Genomic DNA, 266 nt, shown 5'->3' with positions numbered 1-266 from the left:
TCTTCTGGTGTTCCCTCGTCGAAGATAACGGTCGGATTGTACTGTACCATGTCGATATGTACGGTCGAACGTGCCGGCTGTCCATAGTAGAAGCCGTTGCCCATTGCGATGTGGCAGGTTCCTCTTGCCTTCTTCTCTTCCTCGAAGTCTCCGTTGAACATACAAGCCGGGTTAAGTCCAAGTCCGATCTCTGCGATGTTGTCGGAATCTTTAACTTCTGCGATCTGACGGCGGATTTCTTTACAAATCTTCGGATCGCCGCCAAC

Annotated in this window: 1 pseudogene; it reads right to left on the bottom strand. The window is 50.8% G+C overall.

Annotated features, from left to right (window positions below):
• Window positions 1-266: pseudogene (locus tag DWZ76_RS15365) on the bottom strand (leucyl aminopeptidase); the annotation flags it as partial.

The organism is Clostridium sp. AF35-15, from assembly GCF_003477745.1.
Taxonomy (GTDB): domain Bacteria; phylum Bacillota; class Clostridia; order Lachnospirales; family Lachnospiraceae; genus Otoolea; species Otoolea fessa.
Note: the sequence above shows the minus strand (reverse complement) of the source record. Positions and strands in the feature narration are given on the sequence as shown.